This is a genomic window from Agromyces sp. NPDC056389, from assembly GCF_042262385.1.
Classification (GTDB): Bacteria; Actinomycetota; Actinomycetes; order Actinomycetales; family Microbacteriaceae; genus Agromyces.
Genome location: NZ_JBHJPN010000001.1, coordinates 1,591,170 through 1,604,673 on the forward strand (window position 1 = coordinate 1,591,170; position 13,504 = coordinate 1,604,673).

Below are 13,504 nucleotides of genomic sequence, written 5' to 3' on the forward strand. Positions count from 1 at the left end.
GGGAGCCCGGGGCCGGGTCACGGCGTCCCGGGAACGGCCCCTCAGTGCGTCGCGTCGCAGATGTCGCGGAAGAGCTCGGCGTGCAATCGATTCCACCGCTCGGTCACCGGCTCCGGCCACGACGAGAACTTCGCGACGACCGTCTGGGTCGCCGGGTCGACCCAGATGAACTGGCCGTGGATGCCGACGGCGTAGTACTCGCCGCGCTCGCTGCCGGTCAGCCACCACTGGTTCGAATACGAGCCGCCCGGGTGCACGCGCTGGAACACCGTTCCGGATGCCGCGGCCGGATCGCCTCCCGTGAGGGTGCGCAGCACCCAGTCGGGTGAGACCACTCGGCGTCCGTCGATCGCGCCGTCGCCGAGCATGAGCTCGCCGACCCGGGCGAGGTCGCGTGCCGTGCACGAGATGCCGCCGTTCGCGAACCCGAACCCGCCGGGGTCGATCGTGATGCTCGCGTCGTGCTCGCAGCCGAGGCGCGACCAGAGCCGCTCGGAGACGGCTTCGGCGTAGCGGCCGCCCGTCACGTTCTCGACGACCCAGGCCAGCACGTCGGTGCCCGCCGAGCAGTAGCTGAACCGCTCGCCGTGCCGCCCGCCTCCCCGGAGCGTCGGCAGGAACGCATAGGTGTCGACCGGGTCGCCGGCGAGGCGGGGGCGCCAGCCGGCGACCCGGTCCTGCGCCTGCACGTGCGATGCGGGGTTGCGGTAGTCCTCGTCGTAGTCGACGTCGACCGTCATGTCGAGCACCTGCTGCAGGGTCGCGTCGCCGTAGGCGCTGCCGGCGAGCGCGGGCACGTAGTGGTCGACTCGCCGCGAGGGGTCGAGCAGCCCGTCGTCGACGAGCGTGCCGACGGTCAGGCCGCAGATCGACTTGGACACGCTCATCAGCAGGTGCGGAGCAGTCGGCCCGAAGCCGTCGCGGTAGAAGTCGGCCACGACCTCGCCGCCGCGCACCACGACGAGGGCGTCGGTGAAGCTCTGCTCGAGCCGTTCCTCGAGATCGGGGAGCGTGTCGCGCAGTGCGCTGAGCCCCGGTCCGTCGTGCTGCTCGTCGATCGACGGTCGGCGCGCGATCGGCGCCGTCGGCACGAACTCGGCGACGTGGGCGAAGGCCCAACGGTTGTGCGGGGCATCCTGCCAGGTCTCGAGGCTGGGCTCGCCGATCGGTGCGCCGGCGACGCGCGGCTGGTGCAGGTCGCGGCCGATGCGGTGCGGCAGCAGTGAAGTCACGACAGGATCCTGTTCTCGCTGGAGTCGTTGGGCTCGGATGGTTCGGATGGCTCGGATGGTTCGGATGGCTCGGTGCTCGCGCCGAGCGGCACGGCGCCCGGTGTCTCGGGCATCGCCGCGAGGAGCTGACGCGTGTACTCGTGCGCGGGCCTCACGAGCACCTCTGCTGCGGGCCCGACCTCGACGAGACGGCCGTTCCGCATGACACCCGCCGTGTCGCTCATGTACCGCACGACGTCGAGGTCGTGCGAGATGAGCAGGTAGCTCAGCGCGTGCTCGCGACGGAGTTCCTGCAGCAGGTTCAGCACCTGCGCCTGCACCGACACGTCGAGCGCGCTCGTGGGCTCGTCGAGCACGAGCAGCCTCGGTCTCGTCGCGAGTGCCCTGGCGATGCCGACTCGCTGGCACTGACCGCCCGAGAGCTGATGGGGCAGCCGTTCGGCGTGCGCCCGGCTGAGCCCGACCTCGTCGAGCAGCTCGCGCGCTCGCTGGGCCAGCGCACGCCCGCGAAGGCGTGTGTGCGTGCGCAGCGGCTCGCCGATCGACTGCTCGATCGTGAGACGCGGGTTGAGCGCGGCGACCGGGTTCTGGAAGACCATGCCGGTTCGGGCGCGCAGGGCGCGCAGCGCGTGCCCGGTCATGCCGGTGACCGGCTCGCCGTCGATCGACGACGTTCCGGAGGTGGGCTCGATGAGCCGCAGCGCGCAGCGCGCGACGGTGCTCTTGCCCGAGCCCGACTCGCCGACGAGCCCGAACGTCGTGCCCGACTCCACCTCGAACGAGACCCCGTCGACGGCGCGCACCTGAGTGCCGTGCGCTCGATAGACCTTGACGACGTTCTCGACCTTCAGCATCGCCGTCATCGCCCGCTCACCTCGATGCACGCGGCTTCATGCAGTGGGGCGACCGGTTCGAGTCGCGGATCGATCGTCGCGCAGCGGGCCACGGCGATCGGGCAGCGTTCGCGGAACGAGCAGCCGACGACGTCGAGGAGGTTCGCCGGCACCGCCCCGCGGATCGCGTCGAGCGGCTGACCGGGCCGGTGCCGGGCCGGCAGCGCGCCGAGGAGCCCTTCGGTGTACGGATGCATCGGCGCCGCGAGCACCGCGTCGGTCGGTCCGCTCTCGACGATGCGGCCGGCGTAGAGCACGGCGATGCGGTCGCACACCTCGCGCACGACGCCGAGGTTGTGCGTGATGAGCAGCACCCCGAACCCGAAGCGGTCTCGCAGCGACAGGATGAGCTCGAGGATCTGCTTGGCGATCGTCACGTCGAGTGCGGTCGTCGGCTCGTCGAGGATGAGGAGACGCGGCTCGCAGAGGAGGGCCATCGCGATCATGGCGCGCTGCAGCATGCCGCCCGAGAGCTCGTGCGGGTAGCTGCGGAAGATGCGCTCGGGCTCGGGCAGGCCCACCTGCTCGAGGTAGTGCAGGATGTGCGCCTTCGCCTCCGCACGAGGCACCACCCGGTGCCTCGTCACGACATCGCGCATCTGCCGGCCGAGCGTGAACACGGGGTTGAACGCGGTGCCGGGGTTCTGGAACACGATCGAGATCGCGTCGCCTCGCGCCGAGCCCGGCCCGTCGAGCGGCTGTTCGACGCCGTCGAGCACGATGCGGCCGCTCGGCACGGCGCCCTTCGGCAGCAGGCCGAGCACGGCGAGGCCGGTCAGGCTCTTGCCGCACCCCGTCTCGCCGACGATGCCGACCACCTCCCCCGCCGCCACGGCCAGTGTGATGCCGCGCACGGGGCGGTTCGTCAGCGAGCCGCGCTCGGCGAACGCGATCTCGAGATCGTCGATGAGGAGGAGGTCGGTCATCGTGTCGCCGGTCATCGTTTCACCTGCCTGGGGTCGAAGAAGTCGCGCAGCGAATCGCCGAGCAGGTTGAAGCCGAGCACCGTCACGAAGATCGCGAGGCCAGGGAAGGTCGAGATCCACCACGCGGTGAAGATCTGCCCACGTCCCTCGGCGACCATGAGGCCCCAGTCGGGCGCGGGCGGCTGGGCGCCGAGGCCGATGAACGCGAGCGACCCGGCCGCGAGCACGACGCTGCCGACGTCGACGGTCGCCTGCACGAGGATGGGCGTGAGGCAGTTGCGCAGGATGTGCCGTGGCAGGATCCGCCAGGCCGGCACGCCGATCGAACGCGCGGCCTCGACGAACGGCCGGTCGCGCAGCGACCTCGCCTCGGCGCGCACGAGCCGGGCGTACCAGGGCCACCAGCAGATCGCGAGCGCGAGCCCCGCGTTCGTCAGGCTCGGGCCGAGGATGGCGACCGTCACCATGGCGAGCAGCAGCGGCGGAAAGGCCTGGAACACCTCGGTCACGCGCATCAGCACCTCGTCGAGCCATCCGCCCCGGTACCCCGCGATGGCGCCGAGCGGGATCCCGATGATGGCCGCGATGCCGACGACGAACAGGGAGATGGTGAGCGCGGGCCGCGCGCCGATGATCACGCGGCTGAGGATGTCGCGACCGAGTTGGTCGGTGCCGAACCAGTGCAGCATGCTCGGTGCCAGGTTGCGGTCGGGAACGCTCGTCTCGCCGAAGCCCTGCGCCGGGTACGGCGCGATCCACGGCCCGGCGACGGCGAGCACGATGACGAGCACCATCAGCCCGAGCCCGAGGGCGGCGAGCCGGTCGGTGCGCAGCACCCGCACCACGCGGCCGAGGGTGCTGCCGCCCATCGGCACGAAGGCGGGCAGCGCGGTCGTCGCGGTCATGACAGCCTCACGCTCGGGTCGAGTCGCGCCTGGATGAGATCGACGACGAAGTTCGCGATCAGGTAGCCGGCGGCGCCGAGCAGGGTGATCGCCATGATCGACGGGTAGTCGACGGCGAGCATGGCGTTGGCCGCGAACTGGCCGATGCCCGGCCAGTTGAAGACCACTTCGACGAAGAAGGTGCCGGTGAGGGCGTAGGCGGCCGCGAGGCCGATGATGGTCATGGTGGGCGGCATCGCGTTCTTCAGGGCGAGCTTCCACCGGATGAGCCGGTCGTGGAGTCCATAGGCGCTCGCAGTGAAGACGTAGTCCTGGCCGAGCGCCTCGAGCATGGAGGCCCGGGTCATGCGGGCGACGAGGCCGAGCGGATACGCGGCGAGCGTGATCGCCGGCAGCACGAGGTGCGCCAGGCCGTCGGAGTACGCGGCCCAGTTCCCGGTGATCAGGCTGTCGAAGAGGGGGAATCCGGTCACGGTCGTGATCGGCGAGACGTACTCGATCTGCGTGCTGAACTGTCCGGTCGCGGGCAGCCAGCCGAGTCGGCCGACGAAGAGCACCTGCAAGAGGAGGCCGAGCCAGAAGGCCGGCATCGAGACGCCGCCGATGGCGAGGAAGCGGATGGCGCCGTCGAGCGCCTTACCCGGGCGTTTCGCCGCCACGACCCCGAGGACGATGCCGACGACCACTGCGATGAGCATCGCCGCGAAGAGCAGTTCGAGCGTGGCGGGCAGTCGTGCGGCCAGCTCGTCGAGCACGGGCCGCTTCGTGGCGAGCGAGTTGCCCCAGTCACCGGTGACGAGGCCCCCGAGGTACTGGAAGTACTGCACGACGAGGGGCTGATCGAAGCCGAGCTGCTCGCGGATGCGGTCGAGCTCCTCGGGCGGGGCCTTCGGTCCGGCGTACACGACCGCCGGATCGGCCGGGATCACTCGCGACAGCACGAAGACGACGACCGTGAGCACGAGCACGACGAGCGCTGCGGTCCCGAGTCGACGAGCGACGAAGCGCAACATGATGACTCCTGAAGGGTGGAAGAGATGGCCGGTCGGCCCGGGTAAGCCGGGCCGACCGGATGGATCGTCGGAGTTCAGCTCACGGGGCGGATCGGGGCGAAGAAGGTCGTGAACGGGTAGTTCTCGTTGAAGTCCGCCACCTCGAGGGCCGTCGGCGCGATGCTCACCGCTTGCGCGTCGTAGAGGAAGATGCCGGGGGCCTGGTCGACGAGCCGGTTCATCGCCTCCTCGTACTTCGCCTGCGCGGCCTCGCGGTCGCTGCCGGTCAGCGTGCCCGCCTCGTCGATGAGCGCGTCGTACTCGGGGTCGTTCCAGTAGCTGAGGTTGAAGAACGGCGTCTCGCTCGAGTGGAACAGGGAGTAGAGGTTGTCGGCGCCGGCGTCACTGTAGGTGGGCCAGTAGTAGACGACGAAGATGTCCTGTGCCGTGGCCGGGTCGGCCTTCGCGTTCTCCCACTGCTGGTTGAACAGCTCGGCGCGCACCTCGAGGTTCACGCCGATCTTCGCGAATGCGTCCTTGATGAGCGGCACGAAGCGCGCTTCGGAGGAGTTCTCGGACGCATAGGTGAGCGTCAGCGTCAGCCCGTCGGCGACGCCGGCCTCGTCGAGCAGCGCCTTCGCCTCGTCGAGGTCCTGACTGTACTGGGGCACGTCTTCGGAGTACGGGAAGATGCCCTTCGGCACCGGTCCGTGCGCCTGCGTGCCATACCCGGCACCGCCGACCTCGATGATGTCGTCGTACGGCACCGCGAGGCTGAGCGCCTGACGCACCTTCGGGTCGTCGAGCGGCGCCTTCGTGGTGTTGAAGAATGCGACGAAGTTGAAGGGCGAGTTCGCCGTGCGCACCTCGCCGCCGAGGTCGGATGCCACGGTGTCGATGTTCTCGAGCGGCAGGCTGGTCGCGAGATCGACCTCACCCGAGGTCAGCATCTGCTGGGCGGTGACCGCGTCGGGCGTGATGGCGATGTCGACGATGTCGTAGTGCGGCGCGGCATCCGCGTTCCAGTACTCGTCGTACGACTCGAGCACGACCTTCTCACCGGGTGTGTAGGACTTCACCGTGTACGGGCCGGTGCCCGCATCGATGCCCGCCTCGAAGTACTGCTCGTCGGCCGCGGAGGCCTCGAGCGCCTTCGGCGAGACGATCCAGGCACCGTAGGTCGACGCGGCGACCAGGTCCATGGGTGCCGAGTACGCGAGGTGCATGACCACCGTCGAGGCATCCGTCGCCTCGACCGATTCGAGCGGAGCCCAGATGAAGGAGGCACCCGCGTGGTCCTTGGCGGCCTCGATGCTCGCCTTCACCGCCTCGGCGTCGACCGGCTCGCCGTCGTGGAAGGTCGCACCCTCGCGGATCGTGAACGTCCAGGTGAGGCCGTCTTCGCTCGTCTCCCACGATTCGGCGATGCCGGGGGTGAACTCCTCGGCGGCGCCTTCGGCGTTCTTCCACAGGAGCGGCTCGTAGACGTTTCCCAGGTAGAGCGCCTCGGTCGAGAAGGATCGCACCGGATCCCACGTGGTGATCGCCGCCGATGCGGCGACCGTGAGCACCGAGGAGTCCGCGGCGGTCGGTGTGCCGCCGGCGGCGCATCCCGCGAGGCCGGCGACGCCGACGACCCCGACGGCCAGAAGAGAAAGTGCGCGACGACTGCGCGCTCGGGTGACTGCCATGTCTGTGCCTCCTGCTGCGGTGGGATCGCCGCCACTCGGGCTTCTGCGGCGAAGTTCGGCCAGTCTATGGACGCCGAGCCATAACACACCAATACTTAGTTACCGTCAAAGCGATACCTGGGAGGCATCGATGGACCTTCGCCTGCTGCGCTACTTCCTCGCCGTCTGCGAGAGCGGCACCCTGCACGGCGCGGCGGCGGTCGTGCATGTCGCGCAGCCCTCGCTCAGCCGGCAGATCCGCCGTCTCGAACACGACCTCGGCTTCGAGCTGTTCGAGCGATCCGCACGCGGCCTCAGCCTCACGGCGGCCGGCCGCGCGTTCCTGCCGGTCGCCGAGGATCTGCTCACGCGGGCGACCCAGGCGAGCGCGACCGCTCGGTCGATCGCCCGCGGAACCGTGTCGGATCTCACGGTCGTCGCCGCACCGACGACCGTCGCCGACGTCATCTCACCGTTCATCGTGCGCGCCGGCGCCGCCGGCGTGATCGGCAACGCGATCGAGGCCATGCCCGAACTGGTCTACAACGCGATCGAACGCGGCGACGCCGATTTCGCCGTCGGCACCCGGATTCCGCCCGCCGAGCTGCGCTCGATGGTGCTGGGGCACGCGTACCTGTGGGCGCAGATGCCGGCGTGGCATCCATTCGCCGACCGGCCGAGCATTCCGATCGCCGAACTCGTGCAGGAACCGCTCATCGTCATGAGCCGCGCCCACGGCGTGCGCCAGATGCTGGACTCCGCCGCCGCCCGCGCCGGGCTCGCCTTCACCGCCTCGGTCGAGACGACCTCCCCCGTGTTCGCGCAAGCGCTCGCCGCGGCCGGCCGGGGAGTCTGCGTGCTCTCCGACGATCCGCACTACGACCTCGTCGCCGTGCCCATCTCGGCGCCCGGCGGCGAACTCATCATCACCCTCTTCGGCGTCTGGGACGAGATGCACTACGCGAGCGAGCACATCGCCGCGTGCCTCGCCGAGCTCAGCACGTTCAACGCCGAGCTGTACCCGCAGACCATGAAGTTCGGGGTCGACGGCGCGGTCGGCTGAACGACTTCGGCATTCGGCCGGTTGACTGAGGCCGGCGCTCAGCCGAGCGCTGCAGGCAGGGCCACCCCGTGCAGCGCCTCGACGACGGGCGCGAGCTCGGGCTGGTCGCCCGCTTCGGCGAGCACCCGCTCGAGCGTCTCGTCATGGATGGGCCTCGCCCGCTCGTAGAGCGCGCGACCCGCGGCCGTGAGCTCGGTGTAGATGCCGCGCCGGTCGTCGGCGCAGAGGATGCGCGTGAGCAGCGCCCGGTCTTCGAGCCGGTTCACGAGCCGCGTCGTGGCGCTCGGGCTGAGCGCCGCGGCTCGCGCGAGCTGCTGCATGCGCATGTGCCAGCCGTCTTGCCGGTTGAGCGCGTCGAGCACCGTGTACTCGACGACCGAGAGGTCGACGGATGCCGCGAGCGCACGCTCGAGCTCGGCCTCGATGAGTCCGTGCAGCGCGGCGAGCGTGCGCCAGCCCTGCGCGCGCACCTCGACGGCGTCGTCGGCGATGCCCATGTCTCCTCCTCGGTAAAGTAGTTGCTTGCGCTTTCTATTTGCGCGTGCAAGTATTAACGCCTGTCGTGCAATAGAGCGCGTCTGCAACTATTCGTACGAGTGTAACAGGAGAACCACCCATGCCCCTCGGACTCATCGCCCTCGCCATCGGGGGCTTCGGCATCGGACTCACCGAGTTCGTGATCATGGGCCTGCTTCCCGAAGTGGCGGCCGATTTCGGCGTCACCGAGGCCGCCGCGGGCTGGCTCATCTCGGGCTACGCCCTCGCGGTGGTCGTCGGCGCCCTCGGCCTGACGGCGGCCACGACCCGGCTCCCCCGCAAGCCGGTGCTCACCGGCCTGCTCGTGCTGTTCATCGCCGGCAACGCGATCTCGGCGATGGCCCCGACGTACGAACTCATGATGACCGGCCGCATCGTCGCGGCGCTCTGCCACGGCGCCTTCTTCGGCATCGGCTCGGTCGTCGCCGCCGGCCTCGTCGCGCCCGAGAAGGCCGCCGGCGCCATCGCGATCATGTTCACCGGCCTCACCGCGGCCAACGTGCTCGGGGTGCCGTTCGGCACGTTCCTCGGCCAGGAGTTCGGCTGGCGCTCGACCTTCTGGGCCATCTCGGCGATCGGCGTGATCGCGCTCGTCGGCATCGCCACCCTCGTGCCGAACCTTCGGACCGATGGGCCGGCACCGAGCCTCCGCCGCGAACTCACCGCGTTCCGCTCCGGCCAGGTCTGGCTCTCGCTCGCCGTGACGGTGCTCGGCTTCGGCGGTATGTTCGGCGCGTTCACCTACATCGCGTACACGCTCACCGAAGTGAGCGGCTTCGCCTCGAGCGCGGTGCCGTGGCTGCTCGTGCTGTTCGGCGGCGGCCTCGTCGTCGGCAACTGGGTCGGCGGACGCCTCGCCGATCGCTCGATCGACGGCACCCTGCTGGGCTTCATCTCGGCGCTCCTCGTCGTGCTCGTGCTTTTCGCCTGGCTCGCCCCGAACCCCGTCGCCACGATCGTGCTCCTGACCGCCATGGGCGGGTTCGGGTTCGGCACGGTACCGGCATTGCAGAGTCGCGTGATGCGGTACGCCGACGGCGCCCCGACCCTCGCCTCCGGCGCGAACATCGCCGCGTTCAACCTCGGCAACGCGCTCGGGGCCTGGGCCGGCGGCCTCACGATCGCGGCGGGCCTCGGCTACACCTCGCCGATCCAGGTCGGCGCGGTCATCACCGCCGCCGCCCTCGTCGTCATGATCGTCGCCGCCATGACCGCGCGACGACTCCCCCGATCGGATGCCTCGGGCCCCGCCCGTCTCGACACCTCCTCCACCGCGGCATCCGCCGCCTGACCTCCATCACACTCGGAACCCTGAAAGCGAGACCATGACCGACCTCACCACCGTGCCCGCCGTCACCCTCAACAACGGCGTGCAGATGCCGCAGCTCGGCTTCGGCGTCTACCAGGTGCCCGACGACGAGACGACCGCCGCGGTCGCCACCGCCCTCGCCGCCGGCTACCGCAGCATCGACACCGCCGCGATCTACGGCAACGAATCGGGCGTCGGCCGGGCCCTCGCCCGGTCGGGGCTCGCCCGCGACGAGCTCTTCATCACGACGAAGGTGTGGAACTCCGACCAGGGCTACGACTCGACCCTGCGCGCGTTCGACGACAGCCTCGCGAAGCTCGGCCTCGAGCAGCTCGACCTCTCATTGATCCACTGGCCGACGCCGGAGCGCGGTCGCTACCTCGACACCTGGCGTGCACTCGAACGGCTCTACGCCGATGGGCGCGTGCGTGCGATCGGCGTCTCGAACTTCGAGCCCGAGCACCTCGAACGACTCGTCGGCGCGACGACCGTCGTGCCGGTGGTGAACCAGGTCGAGCTGCATCCCGCGCTGCAGAATCGCGCCACGGTCGCGGCGAACGAGCGGCACGGCATCGTCACCGAGGCGTGGAGCCCGCTCGCGCAGGGCGCCGTGCTCGGCGAGGCATCGGTCGTCGCCATCGCGGCACGCCACGATGCGACGCCCGCACAGGTCGTGCTGCGCTGGCACCTGCAGCAGGGGCGCGTCGTGATCCCGAAGTCGGTGACGCCGAGCCGCATCGCCGAGAACCTCGACGTCTTCGGGTTCGAGCTGTCCGCCGAGGAGCTGAACGCGATCGACGCCCTCGAGCGCGACGGCCGCACGGGCCCGCACCCCGCCCAGTTCAACGCCGCCTGACGGCCATCCGCACCAGCACCAGCACAGGAAAGGGAACACGAATGAGCAGCATCCTCATGATCGTCACCGGCGCGAACGCGCTCACGCTGAAGGACGGCTCGGAGCATCCGACCGGCTTCTGGGCCGAAGAGCTCGTGACCGCGCACCGCGACCTCGTCGCGGCCGGGCACTCCGTCACGATCGCGACGCCGGGCGGCGTCACCCCGACCGTGGACGCCGGAAGCCTCGCCCCATCGCAGGCCGGCGGCGATGCGCACGCACGCGCGTTCGCCGAGTACCTCGACGCGATCGCCGACGAACTCGCGGCAGCCGTGCCGGTCGCCGACGTCGACGCCGCCGACTACGCGGCGATCGTGCTGCCCGGCGGCCACGGGCCGATGACCGACCTCGCCTTCGACCCGAACGTCGGCCGGGTGCTCATCGCTGCGAACGATGCGGGCGCCGTCATCGCACCGTTCTGCCACGGGCCGGCCGCACTGCTCTCCGCGAAGCTCGGCGACGGTTCGAACGCCTTCGCCGGCCGCACCGTCACCGTCTTCACCGACGAGGAGGAGCGCACGGGGGGCACCGGCGCGAACACGCCCTGGTGGGTCGAGTCCGCCCTGCGCGAGGCGGGCCTCGTCATCGATTCGGCCGCACCGTGGAGCGACCACGTGGTCGTCGACGGCAACCTCATCACCGGACAGAACCCGCAGTCGAGCGCCTCGGTCGCGCGCCGGGTCGTCGACGCGCTCGCGGCCTGACGAGCGCGTCGCTCCGCCTCCGAACCGGAGGCGGAGCGCTGGCCGATCAGTCGAAGAGCTCGGAGAGCCAGCTCTCCTTCTTCTTCTTGCGGTAGTCGCCCTGGCCGCGGTTGTCGTAGCCGCGATCGTAGCCGCGGTTGTCGTACGGCTGCTGGTACGAGGGCTGGCCATACGCCGGCGCCTGCGGCTGCGTCGGCGGAGCGGGCGGGGCCGACGCGGCCTGAGCCGGCGCCGAGAACTCGCGCGCTGCACGCTCGACGATCTTGTCGAGTTCGCCGCGGTCGAGCCACACGCCGCGACACGTCGGGCAGTAGTCGATCTCGATGCCGCTGCGTTCGCTCATGACGAGCACGGTTCCGTCGGTGGGGCACTGCATTGGGGGGCTCCTTCTTCGGGGCCGACCGGGATCGATCGGGGTGGGTCGACATGGTCGAGCCTAGAGAGCGAATCTCCGAGGAAGCCCAGTGAAATGCACAGAGCGGATGCCGCGGCGCCTGCCTCGCGAGGAGGCGGCTGCCGCGACATCCGCTCGTGGATCGGGTGCCCGCGCGCTCAGCGCACCGGCACCCGATCGAAAGGGATGCGAGAACTTACGAAATGACCGTGATGTTCTCAGCCTGCAGGCCCTTGGGGCCGCGGGCGGTCTCGAATTCGACCTTCTGGTTCTCCTCGAGCGAGCGGTAGCCGCCCGATGCGATCGCGCTGAAGTGCGCGAAGACGTCGGCCGAGCCGTCGTCAGGAGCGATGAAGCCGAAGCCCTTGTCGGCGTTGAACCACTTGACGGTTCCGGTAGCCATATTCTTTTCCTTCTGTAAAGCCGAGCCGCCGAAGCGGCTGCGACGTGCACGACCTCAGGTCGTGCAGGGTTCCGACGGCGACGTCCGCCGCCGGAAGTTCATGGTGGTGCGAGCGAGTCGCATGGGGTTCGTCGCCCGGCGTGCGGCTGAACGGGCCGGCGTGCGAGACGCCGCGATCAGTGACCAGCGGGAGGATCCGGTGCGGGGCTTCATCGCCGTCATCGCACCGAGTGCTTCGGCGTGAGAGATGTTGCTTCGTCCCGACTGTCGTCGACTTCCCAGCCGTGTCATGTGGGGAGAGAACCCCACTGCAGATGACTCGACTCTAGCCCCTTCTCATGTGCAAGCGCTGGGAAACTTTCGGAGACGCCCAGCGACGAGCATGACGAACGCCCCCGCAGCCTGCGCTGAGGGGGCGTTCGAGTGGTGCTTTGCCGAGGCCTAGAGGCCGCGGATGTTCTCGGCCTGCAGACCCTTCGGGCCCTGTGCGACCTCGAATTCGACCTTCTGGCCCTCTTCGAGCGAACGGTAGCCGTTGCCCGAGATGGCGCTGAAGTGCGCGAAGACGTCGGCCGAGCCGTCGTCGGGAGCGATGAAGCCGAAGCCCTTTTCGGCGTTGAACCACTTGACGGTTCCGGTTGCCATACTGCTGTCCTTCTGTCCTATGGGCTGCTGGTGCGGCCCGATGCGATCGACGGTCGATCGCTGCCCCGCACGGCGGGTTGCCGACGGAGCGGGGGGGCGAGGGGCGGGAGTGCGCTCAGGCATCCGCCGTCTCGTATCGGGTCATGCCACGCGGATCGGTCCGCCTCCGGGCAATCAGGTGGAGGCACGGGCGAGCGCCCGCTTGATGGAGGAATCAGTGAACATACCCTATCGGGTGACGTTCAGGTTCACAGGCTACGCGACCGAATCGTGACCTGGGAAGTCTTTCCGCCGAATTCCTCACCATCGGTGAAACTCGGCACGATGTCAGAACGCTTGCAGCAAATGGGTGGAGAATCGTGGGCATGAACCGCCGCCCCCTCGGTCTCGTCGCTGCTGCGTACGCAGCGGCCGTGCTGTGGGCGACCATCGGTCCGGCGCCGTGGCGCACGGCGGGGCACCAGCTCGACGGCGGCATCCTGAATCCCGACGCGTGGACCGCTCCCGTCACCTGGACCACCGGCTACTTCGCCGAGATCGCCTTCAACGTGGCGATCTTCCTGCCGGTCGGCGTGCTGGCAGCACTGCTCATCCCCCGCCATCGCTGGCCGCTCGCGATGCTCGCCGGGTTCGGCTTCACCGTCTTCATCGAGCTCGTGCAGGTGCCGGAGCCCACTCGCATCTCCGACCCCCGCGACCTCGTGATGAACACGGCGGGCGCCGTCCTCGGCGTACTGATCGTCGTGCTCGCGCGCGGAGTGCGCCATGCCGGCCTCATGGCCGCGGCCCTGGTCGAGCAGATCCCCGAGCAGATCCCCGAACAGCTGACGGATGTCCCGGCGCCCGTCTCCGCACGAGGTGAGGCCGTCGCCGTCGTGCCCGAGCCCGTTCTCGTGACGGCGCAGGTCGACCGCGCGGCGTAGTCGGGCATTCCCC

The 13,504-nt window shown here is 69.8% G+C and carries 15 protein-coding genes; 5 read left to right on the forward strand and 10 right to left on the reverse strand.

The annotated features are described in order from the left end of the window. Positions 1–41: 41 nt before the first annotated feature. The 6 genes from ACFCVM_RS07425 to ACFCVM_RS07450 all read right to left on the reverse strand — a co-directional run bounded on the left by ACFCVM_RS07425 (position 42) and on the right by ACFCVM_RS07450 (position 6,639). Complete coding sequence (locus tag ACFCVM_RS07425) at positions 42–1,232, reverse strand: serine hydrolase domain-containing protein (protein WP_375835467.1); 1,191 nt, start codon at positions 1,230–1,232, stop codon at positions 42–44. Then, positions 1,229–2,095, reverse strand: a complete 867-nt coding sequence (locus ACFCVM_RS07430) for an ATP-binding cassette domain-containing protein (protein WP_375835469.1) — start codon at positions 2,093–2,095, stop codon at positions 1,229–1,231. Before ACFCVM_RS07430 ends, ACFCVM_RS07425 begins: the two co-directional genes overlap by 4 nt. Beyond that, positions 2,092–3,066 carry an ABC transporter ATP-binding protein gene (locus tag ACFCVM_RS07435; protein WP_375835471.1) on the reverse strand — a complete coding sequence of 325 codons (975 nt, stop codon included), beginning with the start codon at positions 3,064–3,066 and terminating at the stop codon, positions 2,092–2,094. Before ACFCVM_RS07435 ends, ACFCVM_RS07430 begins: the two co-directional genes overlap by 4 nt. Next, the gene (locus ACFCVM_RS07440) at positions 3,063–3,956 is read right to left on the reverse strand and encodes an ABC transporter permease (RefSeq protein WP_375835473.1); all 894 of its coding nucleotides are present in this window, start codon (positions 3,954–3,956) and stop codon (positions 3,063–3,065) included. Before ACFCVM_RS07440 ends, ACFCVM_RS07435 begins: the two co-directional genes overlap by 4 nt. Next, the gene (locus ACFCVM_RS07445) at positions 3,953–4,969 is read right to left on the reverse strand and encodes an ABC transporter permease (protein ID WP_375835475.1); all 1,017 of its coding nucleotides are present in this window, start codon (positions 4,967–4,969) and stop codon (positions 3,953–3,955) included. The genes ACFCVM_RS07440 and ACFCVM_RS07445 overlap by 4 nt, the downstream gene beginning before the upstream one ends. Before the next feature lie 74 nt (positions 4,970–5,043). Next, a complete protein-coding gene (locus tag ACFCVM_RS07450) occupies positions 5,044–6,639 on the reverse strand; it encodes an ABC transporter substrate-binding protein (protein WP_375835477.1) in 1,596 nt (531 codons plus the stop codon). A 130-nt stretch (positions 6,640–6,769) separates the two neighbouring features. On the opposite strand from ACFCVM_RS07450, the gene ACFCVM_RS07455 reads away from it, so the two are divergent. Beyond that, the gene (locus tag ACFCVM_RS07455) at positions 6,770–7,681 is read left to right on the forward strand and encodes a LysR family transcriptional regulator (RefSeq protein ID WP_375835478.1); all 912 of its coding nucleotides are present in this window, start codon (positions 6,770–6,772) and stop codon (positions 7,679–7,681) included. A gap of 38 nt (positions 7,682–7,719) precedes the next feature. Here ACFCVM_RS07455 and ACFCVM_RS07460 read toward each other — a convergent pair whose 3' ends face one another. After that, positions 7,720–8,178, reverse strand: a complete 459-nt coding sequence (locus tag ACFCVM_RS07460; RefSeq protein WP_375835480.1) for a MarR family winged helix-turn-helix transcriptional regulator — start codon at positions 8,176–8,178, stop codon at positions 7,720–7,722. A gap of 119 nt (positions 8,179–8,297) precedes the next feature. Here ACFCVM_RS07460 and ACFCVM_RS07465 point away from each other — a divergent pair, with 119 nt between their 5' ends. Genes ACFCVM_RS07465 through ACFCVM_RS07475 form a run of 3 tightly spaced genes read left to right on the forward strand, consistent with a single transcriptional unit; the run spans position 8,298 to position 11,126 of the window. Continuing rightward, complete coding sequence (locus ACFCVM_RS07465) at positions 8,298–9,509, forward strand: MFS transporter (protein ID WP_375835481.1); 1,212 nt, start codon at positions 8,298–8,300, stop codon at positions 9,507–9,509. A 34-nt stretch (positions 9,510–9,543) separates the two neighbouring features. Next, complete coding sequence (locus tag ACFCVM_RS07470; RefSeq protein WP_375835483.1) at positions 9,544–10,383, forward strand: aldo/keto reductase; 840 nt, start codon at positions 9,544–9,546, stop codon at positions 10,381–10,383. 41 nt (positions 10,384–10,424) lie between these two features. Beyond that, on the forward strand, positions 10,425–11,126 hold the full coding sequence (locus tag ACFCVM_RS07475) for a type 1 glutamine amidotransferase domain-containing protein (protein WP_375835485.1): 702 nt from the start codon (positions 10,425–10,427) through the stop codon (positions 11,124–11,126). A gap of 46 nt (positions 11,127–11,172) precedes the next feature. Here the strand turns inward: ACFCVM_RS07475 and ACFCVM_RS07480 are convergent, their stop codons facing one another. From ACFCVM_RS07480 to ACFCVM_RS07490, 3 genes are all read right to left on the reverse strand, one after another. Continuing rightward, complete coding sequence (locus ACFCVM_RS07480) at positions 11,173–11,502, reverse strand: zf-TFIIB domain-containing protein (RefSeq protein WP_375835487.1); 330 nt, start codon at positions 11,500–11,502, stop codon at positions 11,173–11,175. Positions 11,503–11,716: 214 nt separating this feature from the next. After that, positions 11,717–11,923, reverse strand: a complete 207-nt coding sequence (locus tag ACFCVM_RS07485; protein WP_022893778.1) for a cold-shock protein — start codon at positions 11,921–11,923, stop codon at positions 11,717–11,719. A 441-nt stretch (positions 11,924–12,364) separates the two neighbouring features. Then, entirely contained in the window at positions 12,365–12,568 is a 204-nt protein-coding gene (locus ACFCVM_RS07490) for a cold-shock protein (protein WP_022893782.1), read from the reverse strand. Positions 12,569–12,933: 365 nt separating this feature from the next. Here ACFCVM_RS07490 and ACFCVM_RS07495 point away from each other — a divergent pair, with 365 nt between their 5' ends. Continuing rightward, positions 12,934–13,491 carry a VanZ family protein gene (locus ACFCVM_RS07495; protein ID WP_375835490.1) on the forward strand — a complete coding sequence of 186 codons (558 nt, stop codon included), beginning with the start codon at positions 12,934–12,936 and terminating at the stop codon, positions 13,489–13,491. Positions 13,492–13,504 lie beyond the last annotated feature (13 nt).

Coding starts and splice junctions, on each gene's coding strand:
- ACFCVM_RS07430 (WP_375835469.1), bottom strand. CDS start 2,095: ATGACGGCGATGCTGAAGGTCGAGAACGTCGTCAAGGTCTATCGAGCG.
- ACFCVM_RS07435 (WP_375835471.1), bottom strand. CDS start 3,066: ATGACCGGCGACACGATGACCGACCTCCTCCTCATCGACGATCTCGAG.
- ACFCVM_RS07440 (WP_375835473.1), bottom strand. CDS start 3,956: ATGACCGCGACGACCGCGCTGCCCGCCTTCGTGCCGATGGGCGGCAGC.
- ACFCVM_RS07445 (WP_375835475.1), bottom strand. CDS start 4,969: ATGTTGCGCTTCGTCGCTCGTCGACTCGGGACCGCAGCGCTCGTCGTG.
- ACFCVM_RS07450 (WP_375835477.1), bottom strand. CDS start 6,639: ATGGCAGTCACCCGAGCGCGCAGTCGTCGCGCACTTTCTCTTCTGGCC.
- ACFCVM_RS07455 (WP_375835478.1), top strand. CDS start 6,770: ATGGACCTTCGCCTGCTGCGCTACTTCCTCGCCGTCTGCGAGAGCGGC.
- ACFCVM_RS07460 (WP_375835480.1), bottom strand. CDS start 8,178: ATGGGCATCGCCGACGACGCCGTCGAGGTGCGCGCGCAGGGCTGGCGC.
- ACFCVM_RS07465 (WP_375835481.1), top strand. CDS start 8,298: ATGCCCCTCGGACTCATCGCCCTCGCCATCGGGGGCTTCGGCATCGGA.
- ACFCVM_RS07470 (WP_375835483.1), top strand. CDS start 9,544: ATGACCGACCTCACCACCGTGCCCGCCGTCACCCTCAACAACGGCGTG.
- ACFCVM_RS07475 (WP_375835485.1), top strand. CDS start 10,425: ATGAGCAGCATCCTCATGATCGTCACCGGCGCGAACGCGCTCACGCTG.
- ACFCVM_RS07480 (WP_375835487.1), bottom strand. CDS start 11,502: ATGCAGTGCCCCACCGACGGAACCGTGCTCGTCATGAGCGAACGCAGC.
- ACFCVM_RS07485 (WP_022893778.1), bottom strand. CDS start 11,923: ATGGCTACCGGAACCGTCAAGTGGTTCAACGCCGACAAGGGCTTCGGC.
- ACFCVM_RS07490 (WP_022893782.1), bottom strand. CDS start 12,568: ATGGCAACCGGAACCGTCAAGTGGTTCAACGCCGAAAAGGGCTTCGGC.
- ACFCVM_RS07495 (WP_375835490.1), top strand. CDS start 12,934: ATGAACCGCCGCCCCCTCGGTCTCGTCGCTGCTGCGTACGCAGCGGCC.